Source organism: Paenibacillus sp. FSL E2-0178 (assembly GCF_038593005.1).
Classification (GTDB): domain Bacteria; phylum Bacillota; class Bacilli; order Paenibacillales; family Paenibacillaceae; genus Paenibacillus_AQ; species Paenibacillus_AQ phytohabitans.
This window is the reverse complement of the sequence record NZ_CP151953.1, coordinates 6,392,067-6,411,892: the sequence shown is the minus strand read 5'-3', so window position 1 is coordinate 6,411,892 and position 19,826 is coordinate 6,392,067. Positions and strand designations below refer to the sequence as shown.

The 19,826-nt window shown below is 51.3% G+C and carries 22 protein-coding genes and 1 other annotated feature; all 22 genes read right to left on the bottom strand.

Features of this window, described 5'->3' with window-relative positions:
* Positions 1-24 precede the first annotated feature (24 nt).
* The 22 genes from MHI42_RS27885 to MHI42_RS27780 all read right to left on the bottom strand — a co-directional run bounded on the left by MHI42_RS27885 (position 25) and on the right by MHI42_RS27780 (position 19,610).
* Positions 25-780 (bottom strand): hypothetical protein, encoded by a 756-nt coding sequence (locus MHI42_RS27885; RefSeq protein WP_342421289.1) that lies wholly within the window; start codon positions 778-780, stop codon positions 25-27.
* A 15-nt stretch (positions 781-795) separates the two neighbouring features.
* Complete coding sequence (locus MHI42_RS27880) at positions 796-1,542, bottom strand: hypothetical protein (protein WP_342421288.1); 747 nt, start codon at positions 1,540-1,542, stop codon at positions 796-798.
* A 5-nt stretch (positions 1,543-1,547) separates the two neighbouring features.
* Complete coding sequence (locus tag MHI42_RS27875) at positions 1,548-2,720, bottom strand: SPFH domain-containing protein (protein WP_342421287.1); 1,173 nt, start codon at positions 2,718-2,720, stop codon at positions 1,548-1,550.
* A 321-nt stretch (positions 2,721-3,041) separates the two neighbouring features.
* On the bottom strand, positions 3,042-4,352 hold the full coding sequence (obgE, locus tag MHI42_RS27870; protein ID WP_342421286.1) for a GTPase ObgE: 1,311 nt from the start codon (positions 4,350-4,352) through the stop codon (positions 3,042-3,044).
* Between the two features lie 15 nt (positions 4,353-4,367).
* Positions 4,368-5,108 (bottom strand): Spo0B domain-containing protein, encoded by a 741-nt coding sequence (locus MHI42_RS27865; protein ID WP_342421285.1) that lies wholly within the window; start codon positions 5,106-5,108, stop codon positions 4,368-4,370.
* A gap of 216 nt (positions 5,109-5,324) precedes the next feature.
* On the bottom strand, positions 5,325-5,636 hold the full coding sequence (gene rpmA / locus MHI42_RS27860) for a 50S ribosomal protein L27 (RefSeq protein WP_020429282.1): 312 nt from the start codon (positions 5,634-5,636) through the stop codon (positions 5,325-5,327).
* 17 nt (positions 5,637-5,653) lie between these two features.
* A complete protein-coding gene (locus MHI42_RS27855) occupies positions 5,654-5,989 on the bottom strand; it encodes a ribosomal-processing cysteine protease Prp (RefSeq protein WP_042139581.1) in 336 nt (111 codons plus the stop codon).
* A 12-nt stretch (positions 5,990-6,001) separates the two neighbouring features.
* The gene (rplU, locus tag MHI42_RS27850; RefSeq protein ID WP_036698983.1) at positions 6,002-6,313 is read right to left on the bottom strand and encodes a 50S ribosomal protein L21; all 312 of its coding nucleotides are present in this window, start codon (positions 6,311-6,313) and stop codon (positions 6,002-6,004) included.
* A gap of 14 nt (positions 6,314-6,327) precedes the next feature.
* Positions 6,328-6,413: a sequence feature (ribosomal protein L21 leader region), on the bottom strand.
* Positions 6,414-6,535: 122 nt separating this feature from the next.
* Complete coding sequence (locus MHI42_RS27845; protein ID WP_171718262.1) at positions 6,536-7,777, bottom strand: Rne/Rng family ribonuclease; 1,242 nt, start codon at positions 7,775-7,777, stop codon at positions 6,536-6,538.
* A 31-nt stretch (positions 7,778-7,808) separates the two neighbouring features.
* On the bottom strand, positions 7,809-8,651 hold the full coding sequence (locus tag MHI42_RS27840; RefSeq protein WP_342421284.1) for a M50 family metallopeptidase: 843 nt from the start codon (positions 8,649-8,651) through the stop codon (positions 7,809-7,811).
* A complete protein-coding gene (locus tag MHI42_RS27835; protein ID WP_171718264.1) occupies positions 8,644-9,498 on the bottom strand; it encodes a M23 family metallopeptidase in 855 nt (284 codons plus the stop codon). The genes MHI42_RS27840 and MHI42_RS27835 overlap by 8 nt, the downstream gene beginning before the upstream one ends.
* A gap of 204 nt (positions 9,499-9,702) precedes the next feature.
* Positions 9,703-10,497: a septum site-determining protein MinD gene (gene minD / locus MHI42_RS27830; RefSeq protein ID WP_042139584.1), complete on the bottom strand. Its 795-nt coding sequence runs from the start codon at positions 10,495-10,497 to the stop codon at positions 9,703-9,705.
* A 5-nt stretch (positions 10,498-10,502) separates the two neighbouring features.
* A complete protein-coding gene (gene minC / locus MHI42_RS27825) occupies positions 10,503-11,162 on the bottom strand; it encodes a septum site-determining protein MinC (protein WP_171718265.1) in 660 nt (219 codons plus the stop codon).
* An 81-nt stretch (positions 11,163-11,243) separates the two neighbouring features.
* Complete coding sequence (gene mreD, locus MHI42_RS27820) at positions 11,244-11,774, bottom strand: rod shape-determining protein MreD (RefSeq protein ID WP_171718266.1); 531 nt, start codon at positions 11,772-11,774, stop codon at positions 11,244-11,246.
* Positions 11,774-12,652 carry a rod shape-determining protein MreC gene (mreC, locus tag MHI42_RS27815; protein ID WP_171718267.1) on the bottom strand — a complete coding sequence of 293 codons (879 nt, stop codon included), beginning with the start codon at positions 12,650-12,652 and terminating at the stop codon, positions 11,774-11,776. Before mreC ends, mreD begins: the two co-directional genes overlap by 1 nt.
* A 58-nt stretch (positions 12,653-12,710) precedes the next feature.
* Positions 12,711-13,745 (bottom strand): rod shape-determining protein, encoded by a 1,035-nt coding sequence (locus MHI42_RS27810; protein ID WP_039300524.1) that lies wholly within the window; start codon positions 13,743-13,745, stop codon positions 12,711-12,713.
* 39 nt (positions 13,746-13,784) lie between these two features.
* Positions 13,785-14,474: a DNA repair protein RadC gene (gene radC, locus MHI42_RS27805; protein WP_039300526.1), complete on the bottom strand. Its 690-nt coding sequence runs from the start codon at positions 14,472-14,474 to the stop codon at positions 13,785-13,787.
* A 21-nt stretch (positions 14,475-14,495) separates the two neighbouring features.
* Positions 14,496-15,104 carry a Maf family nucleotide pyrophosphatase gene (locus MHI42_RS27800; protein WP_171718268.1) on the bottom strand — a complete coding sequence of 203 codons (609 nt, stop codon included), beginning with the start codon at positions 15,102-15,104 and terminating at the stop codon, positions 14,496-14,498.
* A gap of 37 nt (positions 15,105-15,141) precedes the next feature.
* Positions 15,142-15,387: a DUF4321 domain-containing protein gene (locus tag MHI42_RS27795; RefSeq protein WP_039300531.1), complete on the bottom strand. Its 246-nt coding sequence runs from the start codon at positions 15,385-15,387 to the stop codon at positions 15,142-15,144.
* A gap of 285 nt (positions 15,388-15,672) precedes the next feature.
* Positions 15,673-16,980 carry an SPOR domain-containing protein gene (locus MHI42_RS27790; RefSeq protein ID WP_342421283.1) on the bottom strand — a complete coding sequence of 436 codons (1,308 nt, stop codon included), beginning with the start codon at positions 16,978-16,980 and terminating at the stop codon, positions 15,673-15,675.
* Positions 16,981-17,071: 91 nt separating this feature from the next.
* Positions 17,072-18,259, bottom strand: coding sequence for a glycosyltransferase (locus MHI42_RS27785; RefSeq protein WP_342421282.1), 1,188 nt, complete (start codon positions 18,257-18,259; stop codon positions 17,072-17,074).
* A gap of 178 nt (positions 18,260-18,437) precedes the next feature.
* Entirely contained in the window at positions 18,438-19,610 is a 1,173-nt protein-coding gene (locus MHI42_RS27780) for a glycosyltransferase family 4 protein (protein ID WP_342421281.1), read from the bottom strand.
* Positions 19,611-19,826 lie beyond the last annotated feature (216 nt).

The following is a 19,826-nucleotide window of genomic DNA, read 5'->3' as shown; positions in this document are numbered from 1 at the left end:
TTAATCAGGAGGAACAGCCTTCACTTAACTGTAAGAGACGGTCGTACCGCAGTAGTCACAGCTCTTGGACTGCAGAGGGGAGACGGTATTCTGCGCACCACAGCCAGGGCAGCGTATAGACTTCGGCTGCTGCTGCGGTCTTGGCGCCTGATATACCGTTTGTCCGCCCGGGGAAGAAAATGGCGATGAATCCGCCTGATTAACCGGAGCATCAGGCTCAGTATCCGCTCCCTCACTGAAGAGCAGGCCTGAGTCCAGCACCCCATACTTCTTGAGGTAGATCAGATCCCGATTCACATCCGCCTCACTTTGCCCGGTACCGTCAGCCAGATTCCCAATATAACGTACTCTGCCGGCAGTGATTAGCTGCACATATTGATTGGCGAGCTGTGAGAAACGGAATCTGGCTTTGGCCGCCCTTTTGGCAAAAGCTGACGCAGGCAGGAGCAGAACAAGCGCAAAGAGGATTAACATTATAATTAGCGTCATGACATCGATCCCGTCGTCACTATATATAGAATAAAGGATAAAGCCCATCATCTGCACAAATCCCCCTACAAAAACATGATACAGCAGGCTGTAGTTGACGGGTTTGCGGTAATTTTTGTAATGTGTTCCAAAGAAGCGGATCAAAGCAAGCACAAGCCCGAGCGGCATCACAAGGTAGCCCACTCCAATAGTTACATAGTCAAATGTTGTCCGCTCATATTTGGGCAGACCGTCAGACGGCTGGCCTTCCCGGCCCGGCAGCAGTCCCTCTAGCTCATTCACGATACCCATTCCGTAATCTTCCTCCTATTTAAGTGCCGCCAGCTCCCGGTTACGCCGCTGGAGCGTGCCGGCAATACTCTCCGTCAATTCCTGCGTTTCCGCTTCCCAGCCGGCTGGCGGCTCCTTCAGTACAAGCAATAAGGCAACGTGGTCATGAAGCAGAGAAATCTGCTGGCTTATCATATCCTCGGTTGCGGCCAATTCCGGATTCGAAACCGGATCACTGTACTGGAACTTTTCCCCCAAGGAACCCACCAGTTCAGTCAAACGAATGGATTCCGGATGCTTCCAGCTCCCCGCAAGCTCTCTAATCTCACGCAGCTCCTGCCGGTAACGCCGCAGATTCCTTGAGGCATCGGCATCCCTCTGTTCCTGAGACGCTGCATTCCGGCCATATAACCCTATCGCTTCCAGAACAGCCACAGCAGTAACAAACACAACTAGCTGCACTCCCGCATACCAGAGCGGGCTCAGTTCCAGAATCCAGTCAAGCAGCACAGCTAACGCAATTACCACGAATACATATAGGGCAATAATCCAAGCCCCGCTCAGGAGTAGCGGTGAAGTCCTGCTGACATCAGGAGCGGAACGCAGCCAAAATACGCAATAACCATATACGGCAGTCTCAGCAATGCATACGGCAAGCAGGGTCACTATGAAACGTACCAGCGACTCAGAAAATCCAAGCTTGAAGAAGGAGAAAACAGTGACCGCCAGAACAGCAGCATAAATGACAGTGATAAGCCCCGTGTAAGACCTCTGTTTATTCATCCGGCTCACCCATTAGCCGCCCTTGTTCCGCATTCCGCGCAGAATTTCTGGCCGGGCTGCAGTTCATGCCCGCAACCCGTGCATTTAATGATCAGGCTCTCCCCGCAGTGCGGGCAGAATTTGGCGCCGGGAATTACCGGCTTGCCGCAGCTGCGGCAAGTACTGCTAGCTGCAGCAGGCACCGGCTGCAGGCTCTGACCGCAGCCGGTACAGAACCGAGCCTCTGCCGGGTTAAGTGTTCCACAGCCTGCACAGGATTTGGAATTGGTTCCCGGTGCTGCCGCCGTACCGCCATCTAGTGACATGCCGCGTGTCATCCGGTTCATCATATCAGTCGCGGGTCCGGCAAGGCCAAAGCCCATACCAAGCCCCAGGCCGGTATTCATCATCCCGGCGCCTAAATTACCCGGATTCCCTGCGGCTTCCTCCATGGTATCGAAGCTGCGTTCCTGCTGATAGGTGAAGCCGATGATGTCCATCTCTGCTTTTTTGGCTAAAGCCTCTTTCAAACGGAGTATGGCCGGATCATTATCAGGAATGTTAATGGAATCAATAAAGAAATTATTCAGCTCGATCCCGCTATCCAGGAAGGACGACGCCAGACGGCCTTGTATATGCTTCGAAATTTCTACGACATAGGCATTGATCTCCAGAATGCTGATTTTTTTGTGCACCAGATAAGAAGAGATCAATTCATTAATATTGGACATCAGCAGCCCGCGGAAATAACTCACCATAGTGTCCTGATCAAATAAAGGCAGCGTCCCCACCAGCTTCAGCAGGAATTTGCGGGGGTCCTCAATCTTGACTCCGAATTGGCCGAAGGCACGGACAGAGATCATGATTTGGTATTTGGGATCCTGCAGCTGCAGCGGCGAACTTGTCCCCCACTTGACGTTCATAGAGTTCATCTTGTTCACGAACCACACTTCCGCTGTAAACGGTGATTTGCCGCCGAACGGCAGATTCACTACATTCGACAGAATCGGGATGTTCGCCGTGCTGAGCGTGTGACGTCCCGCTGTGAAGGAATCGAGTGCCTCACCGCCTTTGAACAGAATCGCCTCCTGGGATTCATTCACAATCAGCTGTGTCCATGTGCCCAGCTCCTGATTAGGATATTTCCAGGCGAAGACGCCTGCAGGCCCGTCATATTTGACTACTTCAATAATTGCCATCTGCCTATTCCCTCTTTCATGACAGGTTTGTATTTATATTATCGGTTGTTTCAGCTGGAAATTAGTGCTTATTGCCCTTAATTATATACGGGGATTTCCTTATTTGGATTCGGTTACAGATAAATCCGTCCGCCCATAACCTATCCCTATTCTTTGGCCCACATATGATTGTAGTAAATTTAGCCAAATATTTAAAGCAGACTTTATACAAAGCCGTTCTTTTATTCCCTGTCTATTAAAAAAGCCGGCTGTGTCCCCTCACGGGAAACACAGCCGGCATATTCAAAGCCGCTTGACAGCATTCAGCAACAAGCGCAGATATTAATAGTAGCTGCTGTTCTCAACAAACTCGAATTCGAAATCAGCAATGCGCACAATAGTGCCTTCTACAGCACCGCGCTTGCGCAGTTCGGCATCCACACCCATGTGACGCAAGGTACGGGCCAGCTTGAGGATAGCATCATGTGTACTCAGCTGCATCCGCTTCAGCATCCGCTCAATACGCGGACTGGTGACTACAAATGCTTCATTGTCGCGGGTAATGGTGAAGGAATTATCTTCTTCCGCTTCCAGCTTGTACACCTTGCGCTCAGTAGTTTCAGCCACTTCTTCAACGACCGGTGCGACAGGAATACTATCCAGTACGTCCGTTGCCCGGTAGAGCAGTTCCTGCACTCCCTGACGGGTAAGCGAGGAGATCGGCATGATTTCAAGATCCGGACGAAGCTCCGCCACACGCTCGCGGAAGGCGGCAAGATTCTCTTCGGAATCAGGCATATCCATCTTGTTCGCCGCAACGATCTGCGGACGGTCAATCAGGGCAGTGTTGTATTGCCTCAGCTCGTCATTAATCATCACCCAATCCTCGAAGGGATCACGGCCTTCAGAGCCGGACATATCCACGACATGAATGATGATACGTGTACGTTCAACGTGGCGCAGGAACTCATGTCCAAGCCCCACACCTTCACTCGCACCTTCAATCAGGCCCGGCAGATCCGCCATAACAAAGCTGCGGCCATCCCCAACGTCAACTACACCAAGGTTTGGTGTAATTGTTGTGAAGTGATAGGCACCAATCTTCGGCTGGGCAGCAGATACTACCGACAGCAATGTAGATTTACCCACACTCGGGAATCCTACCAGACCTACGTCTGCCATTACCTTCAGTTCCATTACGATATAACGCTCCTGGCCTTCTTCGCCGTTCTCGGCAAGCTCCGGCGCAGTGTTGTTTGCAGTCGCAAACCGGGTATTCCCCCGGCCGCCACGGCCGCCGCGGGCCACAACGACCTGTTGTCCATGACGGGTCATATCGGCAATGATCTCCTGGGAATCATCATCGATCAGCACAGTTCCCGGAGGAATGCGCACGATCATGTGATCAGCGTTTGCCCCGTGCTGGCTCTTATTGCGTCCCTTAATTCCCTTATCGGCCTTGAAATGGCGCTGATAACGGAAATCCATCAGTGTGCGCAAGCCTTCATCTACACGGAAAATCACATCTCCGCCGCGGCCGCCATCGCCGCCGGCAGGACCGCCCTCCGGTACATACTTCTCACGGCGAAACGCCACGAGACCATCTCCGCCGTCGCCGCCCTTAACATAAATCTTAGCTTTATCTACGAACATTAATGTTCACCTTCCTTACATCTCCAGCGGTAAACGCAGTTCTACATAGCTTGTGCTCGGCTGAAACTGCTCCGCCTTCATGATTTTTCCTTGTACTATATTATAAATTTGCCCCTGCAGCAGTTCGGGATTGCCATGATCTCCCTCACCTTCGAAAGAGATAAGAATGTCTCTTCCCTCCTGTGAAAATCCGAGCCGAAGCTTCCGCGCTTCTCCTTGCGGTGCAAGTCCGCTGTACTGGTACGCCCTAACGGTCTGCATAATCACAGATGTCAGCTCATCGCCTGTTTCGGGACTGAGCTTGTCCTCCAGCTGTAGCCCTTCTTCCACCTCTATTTCCAGCTCCAGGCTGCTTCTGTAGGTACGGAAGGATTGCAGGTAGAACACCAGTGAAGGAACCCCCAGTTTGGCGATACGGCTGTCCAGCGCGATACGCTCCTTTATTCTTTCCACACATAACACGGATTTATCAGGCTTGCCCAGCTGGATATATCCGTAAAGCACCTGCAAATCGTTCATCCAATCATGACGATGGTGATTCAGTGTCCGGTTTGCCGCCTGCTGCAGAGTGTTCTCCTGTATACGCAGTTCCTCTTCATAATGACGCCGGTTGTAAAGAAAGCTGAATGCAAGCACTGCCGCTACCCATACACCGAGCAGCAGGCATGTGAAAAGGGAGGGTTGCCAATACACGAGACCTAAAGGAAGCACTGCGGATAACATGACTGCCCAGACAATAATTTTCCAGGATTTCATTCTTTCTCCCCGTCCCTCGGTTCGCAAAATTCATTCCAATGTAGCGGTTGCTTATCTTGCTCGATATTTTCCATTTCCCAGTATAACACAGGCTTTCCCTGCAATCACCAGCATTCCTGCCGGGTGTTTGACTTGAATTCTATAGGTGCGAATATTTTCAAAAAAAGCCCCCGGCACTCATGCCGGAGGCTTCTCATCTAAATAGGTTCCGAAAGCTTACGCTTCCAGTGCCGCTGCTACCGGAGCGACATCAACCGGATACACGCTCACTTTTTTGCGATCGCGACCCCAACGTTCGAACTTCACTACGCCGTCCACAAGTGCGAACAGTGTATCATCCTTACCGATGCCCACGTTAGTGCCCGGGTGGATTTTTGTTCCGCGTTGACGAACCAAGATGTTGCCGCCGGTTACTGCTTGACCGTCAGCACGTTTCACGCCAAGACGTTTAGAGTGGGAATCACGTCCGTTCTTTGTGGAACCTACACCTTTTTTCGATGCGAATAATTGAAGATCCAATTTCAACATGTTGTCAACCTCCTTCTTCAAATAATGACTTCCTGTATCTGAACAAATTTTCTGTAAGATTTAGCGATATCTTTGAGCATCAGCACCATGGATTCCAGCAAAAGCTGCACCTTGGCGGAGACTTCAGGATCATTCACGGGAACCAGGGTTCCACTCAGAAAACCATCCTTCATCGAAGTATCCAGGACTACACCGGTCAGGCTTTCAATCGCATTCACAGTTCCAACCGTAACGGTCGAAACGCCCGCGCAGACGATGTCTTTACCATTCCTTGCGTATTCCGCATGCCCTTTGACGGCAAAACCGACAATGACACCTTGAGCAGAAGCCCGTGTAATCCGCACGTTAATCATTAACGCACCTTCTTACGCCTGAATCTTCTCGATAGTTACTTTGGTGTACGGTTGACGATGGCCTTGTTTCTTGTGGTAGTTCTTCTTAGGTTTGTATTTGTAAACTACAACCTTATGACCTTTACCATGTTTCTCGACTTTGGCTGTTACAGACGCGCCGCTTACCAGCGGAGTTCCTGCAGTCAAACCACCTTCGTTAGAAACAGCCAAGACACGGTCAAACGTTACGCTTGCGCCGTCTTCAGCTTCCAGCTTCTCAATGAACAACACGTCGCCCTCTTGGACTTTGTATTGTTTACCGCCAGTTTCGATAATTGCATACATTGTACTTGCACCTCCTCATGTCTCAGACTCGCCTAGTCTAGGTGGCAACCCCCGGAGGAATTGCACTTGATATACCCGATCGGAGCGGTTACAGCATGTGCAGGAATTTAACAACCAAACACATACTTGAAGATATTATCATACTAATTAGCCCAAGTCAAGTAGAAAGCGGCTTTATCATCCTTTTAACAGACGGTACCCTCTTAGCGTGAAAAACCTGCCCTACTCCAGCCATGTCCCTACTTTGCCGGTCCCGCCGCAGCATTGACAGATCACCGGAGCAAATCCGGCCGAATCATGCCTCGCCTTCTTGCGGGTCATTTCCAGCAGGCCCAGATGGGTCCAGCCGAGAATATGCGTCTTGGTGCGGTCACGGCTGATGATGCTCTCCAGCTTCGCGATGACCTGCTTCCGGTGCTCCTCCCGCTCCATGTCAATGAAATCAACGATAATAATGCCGCCCGTATCCCGCAGACGGACAAGCCGCCCGATCTCTTCCGCCGCCAGCAGATTGGTCCGTGTTACAGTATCCTCGAGGTTCGTCCCGCCGGTGTACTGAGCCGTATTCACATCAATAACAGTGAGCGCCTCTGTCTCATCCCAAATGAGCGTAGCCCCGCCTTCAAGGATGATTTTGCGGCTGAAGCTCTTATGGAGCTGCTCCCCCACACCATATGCCGAGAAGATGGACTCTTGTCCACGATAGAATCCTACAGGCTTGTACCCTTCGGGAGCCATATCCGTAAGGAATGCTTCCGCCTCTTTAACCGCCTTGGCCGAATCAATCATCAGCTCATCACGCTGCGGGTTGAAGGCATCCCGGATAAACCGCTGAACGATGCTCAGATCACAGTGCAGCAACGCCGGCGCGTCCGCTTCCTTAGCCCGCCGGGTAATTACTTCCCACTGGGCCCGCAAAAAGGCCAGATCCCCTTCAACAGCCTCCACAGGCTCGTCTTCGGAGACTGTACGCATAATGATTCCTTCTTCACCCTGGCGCAACCGTTCGCCGATTCCTTTAAGCCGGCTGCGCTCGGATTCGCGGCTGATTTTTTTGGAAACCCCGACATACTCGGCAAAAGGCATATACACCATCCAGCGTCCGGGCAAGGTATAATGGGTAGTCACCCGCGCCCCCTTGCCGCCACGCGGCTCTTTTCTCACCTGGACGACGATCTCCTGACCGGGCTGCAGCAGCGTCTCAATAGAGGGCTTCACCTCCGGCTGCTTCTCCAAATGGGGATGCAGTACATCGTCTACATATAGAAAGGCATTCTTTTTCTGTCCGATATCTACAAAAGCCGCCTGCATACCCGGCAGCACATTCATAACCCGACCTTTATAATAACTCCCGACCAGGCCTTGCTGCTGATCGCGTTCAGCCGCATATTCCACCAGCCTCCCGTTCTCCAGAAGTGCCATACGAGTAATATGCTGTGTGCAGTGAACGATCATTTGTTTCATGGCTTCACCTCTGGTTTGAATCATTCTAGCTTTATATTCCGAAATAAGAAGAAATCAGACGCTGCTCAGGGAGAACAGCCACTATATCCCTGTCGTCGTTCATTACATAGATAAAATGATAATGGTTACGTTTAAATAGACGCAATATATCATCCAAAGGTTTCGCAGAGAACGCAACTATTGGCCGGGCAGCGCTATCCGACTGCAGATACCGCTCATAAATCTGTTCCCTGTTCATCAAAAAGGCAACAAACCGGTAAGGCAGGTTACGCTGGTCCGTTACGTTGGAATATAGCAGAAAGGCACCAATCATCAGCAGGTTAAGACGGAGTCCGCCGCCGGTTCCCAGCGGAAGCAGGGCGAACACCACAACAAGCAGACTGGCCGCAATACTGACTCTGCCGATCCACAGCAGGGTGTAATAATACGGAAGCAGCAGGCTTAGAGCTGCCTGCAGGATTTTGCCTCCATCGAGCGGAAGCACCGGCAGCAGATTGAACAGCGCGATCATGGCATTGGCCCCGATGAAATAATCCAGATAAGCGCTGCTGCCATACTCCGCTTGCTTGAGGGCCAGCGCCATCAGGATCATAATCCCGTTCTGAAGCGGTCCGGCAAGGGCAATCCCCATTTCACGTCCGGCTGTCAGCCGTCCATGATCCTCAATGACCGCAACTCCCCCGAACGGCAGCAGTTGCACGGACTTGACGGTAACCCCGGTCAATAGTGCCGCACATACATGTCCGAGTTCATGGATAAATACAATCGAAAACAGAGTAATAATTTCAAGGAACTGTCCGGTAAGCACGGAGAAAAACAGAATCAGCACGAAGAGCGGATGCAGTGACAGCTCAATACCGAAGATCCTAATCAAACGATACCACTTCAGCAGGATCAATATAAGACTTGTCTTTCATAATCGCAAAAAAAAGCATCGGAATCTGTGCATCCTCTGTCCCCTGAATCCAGCCCACCGCATCTCCGCTCTGTACCCAGTCATCCACCGCGAGCCGCGTCCCGCTCAAATGGCCGTATTCCGCCGTTATATTTCCGGTATGGCGGACTGTGATCCGGATGCCTCCCTGTGCTTCTTTGGACACGGACAATACGCGGCCCGTATCTACACTTTCCACTGTGACACTCGAGCCTGAATCATCTGCCGGTATCACTTCGACCCCCTTAAGGGACGCGGCAAAGGGACGCGCAATGCTTCCCTCCAAGGGGGCGCTCAGTTCATGAACGGCTGTCACTTTCTCTGCCGGCACCTCTTTATCTCCGAAGATCGGAATGAACGAAGGGGCTCCATTGAAATGCTCCTCATACCACACCTGCACTGCGGCGAAATCCATATCATTACTGAGTGCGCCAGTAATGAAATACTGCGACTTCACGGCCCACGGCTCACTCACTGCGAAGATTCCCCACACCGCTCCGAAGACCAGCAGGCTGGCTATCGTCCTCCGCATGAAACCTGCGCCAAAGCGCGGCCCATCCCCGCCTTCGTCCTCCCAGCTGCTGCGCTGCTTCTTCCACATTACCTCAGGATCAGGTTCCGTTGAAGCAGTGAATTCATTTCGGGGACCCGCCCCCCATTCCCTGAATGGGATAGTGTTGTCAGGCAGCGTGAAAAGCGCAGGCGCTGATCCGGCTTCGGTCTGATCCTCTAATAAGCTCTGTATACGTTTCTTACGGCGATTTTTGATATCTCTCTCGTATTCCATATTGATCCCTCCGGACGGGCTTGTTTTACTTCCATTTTATGAGTAGCGGAAGCTGCTTTAGAACAAGCCCTGCGGGAGATAACTACCAAGCGGAAGTGGAGGTACCGGCCTTACTCCGTATATTCGCACAAAAAAACCCGCCAAGGATTTCTCAGCAGGCGGGTCAAGACGAAAGATCGCTATAAACAAGTGCCTGGCCAGGGTTCAGCCCATTCCAAAAAATTTCTTAAACTTCTTAAAAGCACCCGGTTTCTGGTCCAGCTGCATCAACGGTACCGCATCGCCAAGAATACGCCGGGCAATATTGCGGTAAGCAATTGCTGCTGAAGAATTCGGATTCATCACGGTAGGTTCACCGCTGTTCGCTGCCTTGATGACCAGCTCATCATCAGGCACAATCCCGATCAGATCAATATTAAGCACCTGCAGAATATCCTCGATATCCAGCATATCGCCGGATCTCACCATTCCCGGACGGATACGGTTGACCACCAGCTTCGGCGATTCAACGTGTGACTGCTCCAGCAGACCGATGATCCGGTCCGCATCCCGCACCGCAGCATGCTCCGGAGTAGTGACCACAATAGCTTTGTCGGCCCCTGCAATGGCATTGCGGAAGCCGTGTTCAATTCCGGCCGGACAATCGATCAGAATATATTCGTATTCCTTCTTGAGTTCAAGAATAATATCCTTGACCTGCTCCGGTGTGACTGAGGTTTTGTCTTTGGTCTGGGCTGCAGGCAGCATATACAGCTCTTCAAAACGCTTGTCTTTGACCAGCGCCTGATTCAGACGGCAGCGGCCTTCCGCCACATCCACAAGATCGTAAATGATCCGGTTCTCCAGCCCCATGACTACATCCAGATTCCGCAGTCCAATGTCAGTATCGACCAGACATACTTTTTTGCCCTGCAATGCAAGCGCGGTCCCAATGTTGGCTGTTGTGGTTGTTTTGCCAACTCCGCCTTTGCCCGAGGTTACGACAATCGCTTCTCCCATGGAGGCTACACCCCTTTAAAAACATTTAAATCCTGACGTAATTTGACTATATTATGAATTTTGTCGATTTGCATAGCACCGCCTGATAAATAGGCAAATTCCATGCTGCTCTCCCGGGTTCCCCATTCATCCGGCGGCCTGCTGATAATATCAGCAATCCGGAGCTGGGTAGGAGCCAGCAGCGAAGCCGCAATAATTGCTTCCTGATTGCCGTTGATTCCGGCGTGTGCCATCCCTTTAAGCGCTCCAAGAATATAGATATCCCCCGAGCAGGTGATGGTTCCTCCCGGATTCACATCGCCGAGAAACAGCAGGTTGCCCTCATGATGCAGCACCTGGCCGGAACGGAGCATTCCGCTCATCATAAATAATGCTTCCGTATCCTTCTCTTCAGGGTCCTCCAAGGCTTCAACGGAACGGATTAATAAGTTCCCCTGGCTTTTGAGGATATCCAGAACTGCCTCTTTATCTTCTTCGGTAACAGAACGGTTGCCCAGCTTGATGTCCACATGCACAATCGGTCCGGTCAGAATATTTTGATGGCTGTGCTCCAGCTTGTAGCGAAGCTCGCTTAAGAGATCTTCAAAGGGACACTTGTCGTCTAGCAGGAATACCAGGCCATCCTTGATGCCCTTAATCCTTACATGCTTGGATTTAACTGTCATATGCCTGTCCCCCCATCCTCATTCATTCGTGCCGGGCCGGGCAAATTCCTTCTTTATAGGATAAGAAAATGCAGCAGCGGCTTAAGCAGCTTCTTCTTTGCGGGTCTCTTTCTTCAGTAGCTCCAGCTGGCGCCGGAGCGGGATGTAGAGAAGCAAGCCGATGGCAAAATGAAACAGCATAGTAGGCAGCATATGGTGCAGGAGCGCCCAGTTATAGGGCTCTTTACTCAGATTAAAGACACTGTAAATGGCAAAAAGCATGCTGTCCTCCAGCAGGCTGCCCAGCAGCACCACCGTCATCATCAGCGGCAGCGGTGCACGCGGAATCTGGAATATCAGACCAATCAGATATGCGGATAAGCCCATTGCAAAAGAATGCGCCCCAAGAATGCGGCCATAGAACACCACATCATGCAGCATTCCGAAGGATAAGCCAAGAATAAGTGCCGTATGACGGTGATGGTATACCGTCACAAACAGGATTACAATGAACACGAGATCAGGGATAATCCGCATCTCCCAGGCATTCGGAATCAGCCAGGGGAGAATAGTGTCTTCAAGGATAAATAAGAGGAACAACAATAGAATTAGAACGGATCTGCGCATCCTCACTATTCCGCACGCTCCTCCGTAAAGACAACGAAGAGTTCCTTCCAGTCCTGGAATCCTGCCGCCGGCTTGATGATTGCAGTGGAGGTTAAACCAAACTCCCCAGTCTTCACCTCTTGAACCGTACCGATGGTCATCCCGAGCGGATACAGTCCGCCGATGCCGGAAGAGATGATCAGGTCATCCTTGGCAACCGGATTTCCTGCCGGAATTTTGTTCATCATCAGCATACCGGTCTGCTGGTCGTATTTCTCAATCATCCCAAAGGTTTCGCCTTCCTTGTTGAACACCGTTGCCGCAATCGCCGGCTGGGAGTTGGGATCATTGATGTCCATCATCGTCATCAGCTTGACGGTGGAGGTGAAATTGCTCACATTGCTTATCACCCCAACGAGCCCTTCGACGGAAGTTACGGACATATTCAGCTTAATACCGTCCTTAGCCCCGAGATCAATGACCAGCATGTTGTTGCTTGGCTCTGTCGTCAGGCTGACTACGTTAGCGATATGATACTCATAGTTATACAGATTCTTTTGAGCTTCAGTGAATTGAAGATCTATTTTATATTGCTCATTCCGGGCTTTAATGAAGTTATACTGCGCCTTATCCCGGGCGTATTGCGCTGCCAGGATTTTGAGCTGCTTATTCTCTTCAGCCAGATCATGCAGGTTCCCGATATCTTGGAACAAGCCCGCTACGTATCCAGCGGGCTTGTAGAACAAATTCTGCACGAAACCGGTCGTATCTCTGAGGAAGTTCTCCGGCCAGGACAAGGCTTTCCTTTGTCCCAGGCTGAAGCCCATCACCACGATAAACATGACCAGTGTAATCAGCAATATAAATAAACGTTTATTATTAAAAAGCTTAAACAGTTTCAACACCCTCTAACAACCGAATTTCTCCCACATCAGGGGTTGACGTTCTCAGGTCAGAATTGTCCTAGCGTTTGGAACGAAGACTCGAACTGCTGCGGCTCTTGAACAAATGAATATTCTCGAGTGCCTTGCCTGTACCAATAGCTACACAGTCCAACGGATTCTCGGCAACGATAACCGGCATTCCGGTCTCACGCGCCAGCAGCTTGTCCAGGTTACGCAAAAGCGCACCGCCGCCTGTAAGCACAATACCGCGGTCCATAATGTCGGCAGCAAGCTCAGGCGGACATTTCTCCAGCGTTACTTTTACAGCTTCAACAATAGCATTCACTGTATCCGACAAAGCTTCACAGATCTCATCAGAGGTAATAGTCAGCGTCTTAGGAAGTCCCGTTACCAGATCGCGGCCGCGGATTTCCATAGTTTCGGCTTTCTCGAGCGGCAGAGCAGAACCCACATCCATCTTCAGCTGCTCCGAAGTGCGTTCCCCGATCATGAGATTATACTGGCGTTTGATATATTGGATGATGGATTCATCCGCTTCATCGCCGGCTACGCGGACAGAACGGCTTGTTACGATACCACCGAGTGAGATGACAGCCACTTCGGTAGTTCCGCCGCCGATATCCACAACCATGCTTCCTGTAGGTTCCCATACCGGGAGATCTGCTCCGATGGCAGCGGCAAAAGGCTCTTCAATGATATAGGCCTCACGCGCTCCCGCCTGCTTCGTTGCATCTTCAACGGCGCGTTGTTCAACAGCCGTAATTCCGGATGGTACACAGACCATGACATTCGGGTGGCGCTGGAACATCGAGCGCTGCTTCTGTGCCTGGCGGATAAAATATTTGATCATTGTTGCCGTAGTATCAAAATCGGCAATGACCCCGTCCTTCATCGGACGAATGGCACGAATGTTGCCCGGTGTGCGTCCGATCATTTTTTTGGCGGACTCCCCTACAGCTTCAATCGTCTTAGTATCAGTGTTAATGGCTACCACGGAAGGCTCTCTTACAACAATCCCTTTACCGCGCACGTAGACAAGCGTATTCGCTGTCCCCAAGTCAATTCCTAAATCTTTCGTAAAACCACCTAACATCTTGTATGCTCCTTTTCCTTGTGGATCTAGACAATTGTATTACATATAACCTTTTTCTTTCAAACTTACAAAGCTGCTGTCACCAATGACCAGGTGATCCAGCACGTCGATGCCGACGATTTCACCTGCCTGCATCAGCCTTGAGGTCAAGGAGATGTCTTCAGGACTCGGCGTCGGATCACCGCTCGGATGATTATGTGCGCATATAATAGCTGCGCTGCTGCATTTCATGGCTGCCCGGAACACCTCGCGGGGATGCACAATGGAGGCGTTAAGGCTGCCCATGGACAATGTTTCCTGCGCAATAACATGATTCTTCGTATTCAGAAACAAGCAGATAAAATGCTCCTTCTGCAAATAACGCAGCTGCTCGGTCAGAATCTCCGCCGCGTCCTGGGGACTGCGGATGATAACCGGTTCTGTAAGCCGGGAGTTCGCCATGCGTCTTCCCAGCTCTATGCCTGCTTTCAGTTGCACGGCCTTGGCAGGGCCAATGCCTTTGATTGTTGTCAGTTCTTCAATGCTCAGGTCCGCCAGCCCGCGGAGGCCGCCTGTAATCCCCAGCAACCGCTGGGCGATATGAATAGCCGATTCACTCTGCGCACCTGTGCGCAGCAGAATAGCCAGCAGCTCCGCCTGACTTAATGATTCCGCCCCATAATGCATCATGCGCTCTCGTGGTCGTTCTTCATGGGGGAGGTCACGCAGCATAAATGTTTGCGACTCCATCCCTAACCCTCTTTCTTCCTGCTATCCTTGCCGGTTCAGTACAGAAATGCCGAACCCGGACAACATGCCGCTTAGCAGCGACAACGGCAGACCGACCACGTTAAAATAACAGCCTTCAATTTCGTCCACCAGGGTGGCACCAAGCCCTTGTATTGCATAAGAGCCGGCTTTGTCGGCAGGCTCCCCGGTCGCTATGTAGGCGCAGATTTCATCTTCGCTCATTGCTCTCATAGTTACAGAGGTTACCCTGTGATCTACCAGGGTCCGACCCTCTGCGAGACCGATACAGGCCACCCCGGTATATACCTGATGTGTCCTTCCCTGCAGCATGGCCAGCATCTTAGCGCTGTCCTGCTCGTCCACCGGCTTGCCGAGCACCTTGTCGTCAAGCACGACAATCGTGTCGCTGCCGACAATAACAGCATCCCGGTCTCCGGCTGCAGGGAGTACTGCCTCCGCTTTGCGCACAGCCAGATTACGCACGATGGTCTCAGGCGTCCATTCCGGCGGCGTACTCTCATCAGCATCACTGACCAGAACCTCGAAAGGCAGGCCAAGCGAGGCTAACAGTTCACGCCGCCGCGGCGAACCCGAAGCAAGAATAATGTGTCGCGTGTTGTCATGCTCCACTGTAATAAACGTCCCTTCTAGATGCCGGCAGCGAACGCTACAGTCTGCGGTACAGCCATACAGCTGTTATCATTCCGGCAAGACTGAGCAGGCACAATTTCAAATGGATAGTGATGTCATAGGTTATGATGTCCAAATCAGCTTGCGGCGACCACTTGAGTACAGTCGAGGTTGTAAGAAAAGACAGAGCTTTTACAGGTTCCAGCAGCTTGGCAATCCATGCTCCGGCCAGCCAGCCCAGAATTAGAAATAACAGCAGTGTTCCTACATTTTTCTTCTTCATTTTGGTCTTCCCTCGCCATTTTTTGACACCCTAATTATTATACGGTGAAACGGAGTTCAATACAAACGCAAAATCCGTTCAGGGAATGTTTACCACAGCCGTGCCGCATAAAGCCCGGTTTCACCAGTCTCCGCCGGGTGTGGTCCACTAACATTATCCGACTCCGGCACAATAGGCAACTGATTTATCATGCAGCAGCTATACTGGCGAGAAACACAGCAATCCCCCGTCCGGCAAACAGCCGGTACGGGGGATTGGCAACACCTTATACAATGGGGTGAACGTTCAGCTTATCGCAGACAGCAGACTTTTCTGGCCGGTCAAAAAGCTCATCATAGCCTCCTGCACTTCCCAGAGCAGGCCCTCTGCCTTATTCTTGCCGTACTCGTTCAGTGCGGATATTCCCCGGCTCATGGATTTCTCCAGCCCGGTGGCAATACTCTTCCCTTCCGGAGACAGCCCGGACTCGAGCTGCTTGACGGTTTCGGTCCACTGCATATGAAGATCACTTACCGCTGAGCTGTCTGTACCGCTGGCCGTACCGCTCAGCAGCGAAGCGGACAGGCCGCTCAGCTCACTCAACAACTGGCTGCTGACTGCAAAATAGCTGTCCACCGCTTCCGCCGTTCCGTTATAGCTGACCTGATCCACAGCGGGCAAGGCCACTTCCCTTACGTACAGCTCGATGCCCTGATTCTTCAGACCGCTGCTGAGCAGCTTGGCCTGCTCGCGCTCAGGCGACATCCCTGCATACACCCGGTTGCCGTCCGCTGGGTCCAGACCTGCAGCAAGCCCTGCGGCAAGCAGCTCCTGCTGAGCCTGCGCAGCACCAGCCGGTGTGCTGAATACGCCGTATTGGAGCAGATAATAGCTCTGCGCCGCAATCTGTACCGGAATATGCGCTGCCACCGCTTCACCGGTTCCTTCAACCGGCACGCCTGTGATATCTGCCTCCGCTCCCCCGCCAGTGTCATTCTGGCTCTGAACGATCCCCGTCTGAACAGCGGAACTGCCGCTTCCATTCCCGGTGCCCGTCCCTCCGCCACTGATGAAGGACAGCGCTGCATAGCCGAGCAGGATTCCTGTGCCTAATGCCCCTGCTACTGACAAAGCGAACTTCCACCAATAAGAAGGGCGGCGGGTATGGTAGGAGCCTCCATACAGATTCCCGTGTGTGCTGAACTGCCCGAACCGTTCCTGCTCAGCGCCCCGCTCATCCTCAAACAGCGGGTAGTGCTCACCTGGTGGTGCATTATCATCGTCCCTGTAAACCTCCGCATAAACTGGAATTGTGCGCGTACTTGAGTCTGGGAGATATGAATACTGTCCAGTATCATACTCTCCATCTGAATCATCCCAGTTCCGGCGGCGCGGACCAGCGGATTTCATATAAGATACTTCAGCTGCACGGGGGATTTCCACCCGCTCCAGATCAACTATATATTCATCTGCACGGAGATGAGGGGCCGTTCTGATCTCCTCACGCTGTTCCCTGTCCTCAACCTCCAGGGTTATAACAGGTTCTCTTCCTATACGGCGATCTGCCATTTCCGCCTTACGTTCTGCCGTCTCCCCATCAAACCGGAATGTCATTCTTCCGCTATTCAATGCTCCCACCTCGCTATCTTCAGTTCTATACTGAAATATATGATAGATGTGAGATGGATATGCTATTTTAATATATTTACACCAAACTAAGTACTTTCTCCCTGACCCCTTCTGCCGCGTAATGCTTGAGCAGTGTCCGGTAAGCCTGATCCGCAATAATGGAGCCGAGCTCAGGCGTTGTCAGCAGCTTCACCAGCTGGCCGGCAAAGACTGCGCTCGTGCCTGCGAGCAGAATATCCCGTCCCGTCTCACAGATTAATTCCTCCGAACCGCTCAAGCTGCAGACGACCGGCGTCCGCAGCGCCCAGGCTTCCAGGATCTTAATCTGCCCCCCGCAGCCTTCGCGCAAAGAAGCTACCACGGCGCTGGCCCGCCGGATGTAATCGGCTGTATGTTCAAATTCCCTGACAATTTCAATAGAAGCATCATTGCGGGCCAAAGCGGCAACCTCCGGATGTACTTTATCGCTGATCATATAGCAACGGAAATCCGGCACCTCCGCTTTGACCAGCGGGTATATCTTCTTTAAGAACAATAAAGCCACATTCTTGCCCTGGCCGGTATTCATATTCCAATGAAGGACTATGGATTTCTCCTTGATTACGGTCTCACCGGAGGCATAAGCAGGCTCCTTCAGGTCAATGTAAGGCGGAACTACATGCACCTTGCCTGCATCCGCAAAGGATAACGCCTTAAAAGAAAGGGCATCCCATTCTGTAGCGGTCAGCAGCAGACTGGTCTTGTTCATTAATCGGCGCTCTTCCCGGCGGATCAGTGCGGCATTCAGCTTATGATAGCTTTTGCTAATTCCGCGTTTGCCGGCTGCCCTATTCTCCAGCATTCTGCTCCCGAAACGGTGGGCATCTGTAATGATGACGGCCTCCGGAAGCATTGAGGCTACAATATCCAGGCAATTACTCAGCATATAATACGAAATAAACACATGACTGTATGTATTCAAGCGGCACATCTCTGTGACTTCCGCCCGCAAAGACTTGTCAGTACCGATCAGCGGAGAATGTGAGCGCAGCTTGTTCAGCGGGTGCAGCAGGGATCTCTGTGAAGCAGAAGACCTCTTCACCTGGTGCACTGTAAGCGCAGGTCCATACTCTACCGCAGGCTCCCGGCGGCAATGACAATACTCGAGCAGATCAATATCAAACCGCTCCAGCAGAATATCAAGAAAATTCTCTGTTCTTATTTCTCCTTCTAAATCTTCGGGATAACGACTCTGGGCTGATAGGAACAGCATTTTCTCTCTCATGGCTATAGCTCCTTGGTTCTATGTAAATGGTTATTATTGTATACAAAGAAAAATAGGCCGGATTACATCCAGCCTTCATTTATGAATCTTTAGATGTAGATCAATAGTAACGCAGTTCCCGGAAAAAGATTGTCGATTTATGGGATGAAATAATTTTTTTTTTGTATTCCCCTTACAATTAGACAAGACTTAGCAGCTTTTCCCGGACACTTTCCGCCTCATAGTTAGCCAGCAGGGTCTGGTAGGCACGGTCCGCAAGCACTACTCCCTTTTCGTGATCCTGAAGTAATTGAGTCACGCTTTCGGCAAACGTAACCGGATCATCGGCAATCATAATATTCGCGGAATGCTCATACAGCAGCCCTTCTGCTCCTTTGGTGCTTGAAACGACAGGAGTCTTGAGCGCCCAGGCCTCCAGTATCTTCAGGCGTGTTCCGCTGCCCTCCTGCAGAGGAGCGATCACAACCTGCGCCTTCCGTATATAGTCCGCCACACTGTCGACATATCCGGTGATGATGATGGAAGGGTCCTTGTCCGCCAGAGCGGCAACCTCCGGATGCACATCCCGGCCGACGATATACCATTTGATGCCCGGAACCTTGGCTTTGATGAGCGGATAGATCTGACGGTAGAAATAGGTAGCTGCATTAATGTTCGGGAAGTAGTTCATATTGCCCGGGAGAATAATCCACGGCTCTTTCGGAAAAAGCGTATTTGTCCGATAATCGCCCATACGTATGAAGTTAGGAATCACGTGGACCTTAAAGGAATTTTTAAAGGAAAGTGCCTTGAAGCTCAGCCCGTCCTGTTCGGATGTTGTAAGCAGCAGATTGGTCTTGTCCATCAGCTTAAGCTCATCTCTGCGCGTCCATACCGCATTAAGGGAATAAAAGAGTTTGGCGATCCCCCTCTTCCTGCGGGCAAGCTGTGCAGACAATCCGCTCTCGAAGTTATGCGCGTCCGTGATTATAACAGTGCCAGGCAGGGAACGGCGCACAATGTCAATGCAGCAGCCGAGCAGACTGTGCGAAATAAAGACATGGCTGTATGCATGCTGTACGCAGAGCTCTGTAATCTTCTCCTTCATATCCACATCTACATGGCTCATATAAGAGCAATTGCGCCATTTGTACAAGGAGCGAAGCATCGCCCTGCGGTAATTCATTGTGCGCTTCACCTCATGCACGGTAAGCGACGGTATGGCTTCCGTGTCTTTGGAACCTGAATACGTTAAGAGATCCACATCGTATTTGGCGAGTAAAATATTCAGAATATTGCCCGTTCTCAGCTTGCCACCGCTATCCTGCGGAAATGGATTCTCTGCAGATATGAACAGCAATTTTTCCCTCATGGCTTCTTCTCCTACTCTCCATTTATCTGTCTGTGTCTGGCAGTGCCAAGTATCTAGCATATATTACCCCAAAGTTCAGCGGAGTTTTGTCGTTTCTTGGCTAATGCAAAAATAATTTCAAAAAACTGTCATTTTACGAAGCCCGGATACAAAAACAGCGCTGCTCCAGTAAAAGGAGAAGCGCTGTTGTTCCTAATTTTGTGATTTTATTTAAAT